The 4,075-nt window shown below is 69.6% G+C and carries 5 protein-coding genes; 2 read left to right on the forward strand and 3 right to left on the reverse strand.

Annotated features, from left to right (window positions below):
• Together G6016_RS17575 and G6016_RS15425 are read left to right on the forward strand one after the other, a co-directional pair.
• Window positions 1-231, forward strand: a 231-nt coding sequence (locus G6016_RS17575) for a hypothetical protein (protein ID WP_206682323.1), incomplete at its 5' end; no start/stop codon positions are given.
• Window positions 232-542: 311 nt separating this feature from the next.
• Complete coding sequence (locus tag G6016_RS15425) at window positions 543-2,108, forward strand: succinic semialdehyde dehydrogenase (protein WP_182633493.1); 1,566 nt, start codon at window positions 543-545, stop codon at window positions 2,106-2,108.
• 169 nt (window positions 2,109-2,277) lie between these two features.
• Here G6016_RS15425 and G6016_RS15430 read toward each other — a convergent pair whose 3' ends face one another.
• The 3 genes from G6016_RS15430 to G6016_RS17010 form a co-directional block, all read right to left on the reverse strand.
• Entirely contained in the window at window positions 2,278-2,928 is a 651-nt protein-coding gene (locus tag G6016_RS15430; RefSeq protein ID WP_182633494.1) for a copper resistance protein CopC, read from the reverse strand.
• Entirely contained in the window at window positions 2,925-3,788 is an 864-nt protein-coding gene (locus tag G6016_RS15435; RefSeq protein WP_182633495.1) for a DUF6474 family protein, read from the reverse strand. Before G6016_RS15435 ends, G6016_RS15430 begins: the two co-directional genes overlap by 4 nt.
• Window positions 3,789-3,830: 42 nt before the next feature.
• On the reverse strand, window positions 3,831-4,075 hold a 245-nt coding region (locus G6016_RS17010; protein ID WP_206682324.1), incomplete at its 5' end, for a hypothetical protein.

Here is a 4,075-nt window from a genome sequence, read left to right on the forward strand (position 1 = left end):
TGGACCGGGCTGGCCTGGACCTTGCGGACCGAAACCCGGCTGGTTCGGTTGGAAGCCGGGCTGGCCGAAGCCGGGACCCTGCGGACCCGGAGGGGGAAAGCCAGGGTTGGCCAGGCCGGGCTGGCCGAAGCCTGGCCCCTGGGGCCCCGGACCGTATGGGCCGGATTGCTGGGGGCCGGGACGGCCGTGGCCTGGGTGTCCCGGCTGGGGGCCGGGCTGTTGCGCGCCTGAGTTCTGGGGGCCGGGCTGCTGAGTCTGTTCGGGTCCCGGTGTTCGGGGTCCCTGGGGTTGCGGTCCTGCTCCGCCGGGGCCCTGCCCGGGCTGGCCGTGATTGTTGGCGTCGGCGTGTGCGTTGCCGTTGTCGGGGCCGCCGGGCGGTGAAGGTGGTGTGGCCATGGGGTCTCCGATTTTGTGGAAGCGGCGCGGGACCTGTGCGTCAGAACTGTAAACGTTAGTCACATGGATAGCACGGCAATGAGTGTGGATGGGAGCCCAGCTGGGACGTGTTCCACACGGTGCTACTCGCCGGTAGCCTCATGTACATGAGCCGTCCTACGACACGTGTGTACGACCGACTTCTCGACCTCGTCGCGATTCCCGAATTTGTCTCAGATCCGACGAGCCGCCCCGTCGCGGCCATCAACGAGGTGTTCACCGGCGACCCGCTCGCCGAGATCCCCGTCGGTACGGCTGACGACGTCCGCGCCGCCGTCGAGCGGGCCCGTGCCGCGCAGGTCGCGTGGGCCGAGCGTGACCCCAAGGACCGCGTCGCCATCCTCGAGCGCTTCGCGAAGGAGGTGATGCGCAACCGCCAGGAGCTCATGGACATCGTCCAAGCCGAGACCGGCAAGAGCCGCGCATCCGCCCAGGAAGAGGTGCTCGACTGCCTCATCACCGCACGCCACTACGCACGCGTTGCGCCGGGCCTGCTCGCCCCCAAGCGGGTCCAGGGCATGCTGCCCGGTCTGACCAAGGCTGTTGTGCGCCGCCACGCCAAGGGCGTCGTGGGCGTCATCGCGCCGTGGAACTACCCGCTCAACCTCGCCGCAACCGACGCCCTGGCCGCCCTGGCCGCCGGCAACGCCGTGGTGATCAAGCCCGCCTCCATCACGCCGTTCTGTGCGCTCGCTGCCGCTGACATGTTCTACCGCGCCGGACTGCCCCGCGACCTGTTCCAGGTGGTGCCCGGCTCCGGAGGGACCGTCGGTGGGGCGATCGTCGAGAACGTCGACTACCTCATGTTCACCGGCTCCACCGAGACCGGCCGCGTGCTGGGTCGGCAGTGCGGCGAGCGGCTCATCGGCTACTCCGCCGAGCTCGGCGGCAAGAACGCCATGATCGTCACCGCCGACGCGGACCTGGACGAGGTGGCCGAGGTCGCGACCCGCGCCTTCTTCTCCAACTCCGGTCAGCTGTGCATCTCCGTCGAGCGCGTCTACGTGGAGAAGTCAATCGCGCCGCAGCTGGCTGAGAAGCTCACCGCGCGGGTAAAGGCCATGAGCGTCGGCCCGGGATACGACTTCGAGGCCGAGATGGGCAGCCTCATCTCGAAGGATCAGCTGGACACCGTGACCGCGCACGTCGATGACGCCGTCGCCAAGGGCGCGAAGGTCCTCGCTGGAGGGCGCCCGCGCCCCGACCTGGGGCCGCTGTTCTACGAGCCGACCCTGCTCACCGACGTTCCCGACAACGCGACCTGCTACGCGGAGGAGACGTTCGGACCGGTCGTGTCGATCTACCCGGTCGACTCCGTCGACGAGGCGATCGCCAGGGCCAACGACACCGAGTACGGACTCAACTCCTCGGTGTTCGCCGGCTCGGACGCGGAGGGCGAGGAGATCGCCGCCCGTCTGCGGACCGGCACGGTCAATGTCCGCGAGGGCTACGTCGCCGGCTGGGGCTCGGTCGCCGGCCCGATGGGCGGAATGGGCGTCTCCGGCGTCGGCCGTCGGCACGGTGACGAGGGACTGCTCAAGTACACGGAGGCGCAGACCATCGCCACGCAGCGCCTGGTCAACATGAGCGGGCCGTCGTTCGTGCCGCGCAAGCGCTGGCAGCAGATGCTCGCGCCGGCGACCAACGCCATGCGGTTCCTGCCGACGCGCTGACGCTGAAGGCGGCCGAGGCCGCAACGAAAAGAGTGTCCCGCACACGTTTCCCGAGAGGGAGGTGTGCGGGACACTCTTTTCGATGAATCCGATAAATCCGATGGAACCGATGAAGCTGCCGAAGTCGCTGAAACCGATGTAGTCGGTCTACCGGCCCGGCCGGGCCGGGTTAGTTGCCGCGGCGCAGGAGGAAGAACGCTCCCCCGATGAGGACGACGGCGATGCCGCCCACGACCCAGATCGCCGGGTTGATGCCCGATCCGTCGCCGGAATCAGAGGCCTCGGCATCCGCCTCGGAGGCGTCTGCGTCGGAGGCGTCCGATGCCTCCGCGGAGTCCGACGCCGCGGCCCCGGAGTCCACCGCCTCGGATGGCTGCCCTTCAGCGCTGTCGGCACCATCGGCCTCAGCGGCCCCGGAGTCCACGACGCTGAACACCGACGAGCCGCTGACGACGTGCCCGTCCGCGGAGGTCACGCGGTAGCCGATGGTGTAGTTGCCGGGCTCCAGGTCCTCGACCTGCGCGGTGACGGTCTCACCGGAGACGGTCGGCTCGCCGGACACCTGGTTGGGGCTGCCCTCGCCAGCCGTCACGGCGACCGTGGCGAAGTTCTGGTTGACCTCCTCGTTGAAGGTCAGCACGACCTGCTCGGGGGAGTTGGCGAGCTCGCTGCCGTCGGCCGGGTCGACGGAGACCAGCACCGAGTGTGCGGCCGCAGCGGGTGCCATCAGCACGCCGGGAACAGCGGCCGCGAGTCCGGTGCCACCAACCAGCGCGGCAGCCGTGGTGACGGCGCCGACACGCCGACGAAGTCCGGTCACGCCTTGACCCCGAGGCGCGCGAAGATGTCCTTGTTGATCCGGTCGAGCTCGCCGGAGATGGAGGCGTGCACCTCGCGCCGCTGGGCGGTGGGGGTGGTCTCGGCGGCCTCGACGGCGGCCCGCAGATCCTTCAGGCGGGTGCGCGTGGAGGCGATGAAGTCGGTGACCTCGCGCTCGCCGCCGCGGGTCTTCTCGAGCTGGTCGAGGGTCTGCTCGAGCCGCACGATGCGCACGCCGAGCGCCGCACCGGGGCCGGTGGCGTTGATGCCGGCGGCCTTGAGGTCCACCGCACCGGCGGTCGCGGCCGAATCGGTGGACTGCACGCCCGAGACGAGCTTGTAGACCATGGGCAGCAGGACCGGGGTGGCGATCTTGGCCAGGCCCAGCCAGCGCTGCATGTCTTCCTTGCCGATCTTGGTGCCCTCGAGCTTCTTCAGCTCCATCTCGGCGAGCTGGTACTCGTGCTTGCGGCCGGCGGCCTCGATCTTCTCGGCGGCCTTGCGGTCCTTGGAGTGCAGCTTGGCCTCCCGCTTGAGGGTGGCGCGCTCCTGCTTGGACAGCGCCTTCTCGGCCTTGCGGTCCCGCTTGGAGGCCTTCTTCGCGAGCTTCTCCTGCTTCTCGAGGCGCTTCTCCTCGCGCCGGATCCGCTTCTCTTCGCGCTTGAGCTTGCGGTCCTCGGTCTTGCCGGCGAGCTTGGCGCGCTCCTTGGCTTCGGCCAGGTCGACGCGGTGGGCCTCCTTGGCCTTGGCCCGCGCCTCCTTGGCCGCGAGCTTGGCCTCGGTCATGGCGGTGGACTTGAGGGCCTTGGCGTGGGCCTTCAGTTCGGCGCGCTTGTCGCGGTAGGTCGTCAGCTTGCCCATGGGCGTCGATCCTTCTCTCGTCGCGAACATCAGGTCACCAGCCTAGGCGAACTGTCGGTGCCGCAGGAGAAGGACGGTCGCCCGAAGCGTGTATCGGGGCCGGTTTGGTTCATGATGGACCCCGATGGAGGACACCGCGAAAGTCTCGCCCGAGTCCCCCGATGGTGCGGTGGTGGGGCCGGCGTCGGGGGCGCGGTGCTTGCACCGCGTGGCACGGGAGAGCGCCGCGGGTCCGGGCTGGTGGCGGTCGGCGCCGCTGGACGAGGGCGTGCGTCTGCGCGCGATGG

The organism is Dietzia aerolata, from assembly GCF_014144865.1.
In the GTDB taxonomy this organism is placed as follows: domain Bacteria; phylum Actinomycetota; class Actinomycetes; order Mycobacteriales; family Mycobacteriaceae; genus Dietzia; species Dietzia aerolata.

What these genes read in the sequence shown, in the direction of transcription:
- G6016_RS15435 (WP_182633495.1), bottom strand. Translation starts at nt 3,788, where the DNA reads ATGGGCAAGCTGACGACCTACCGCGACAAGCGCGCCGAACTGAAGGCC.
- G6016_RS15425 (WP_182633493.1), top strand. Translation starts at nt 543, where the DNA reads ATGAGCCGTCCTACGACACGTGTGTACGACCGACTTCTCGACCTCGTC.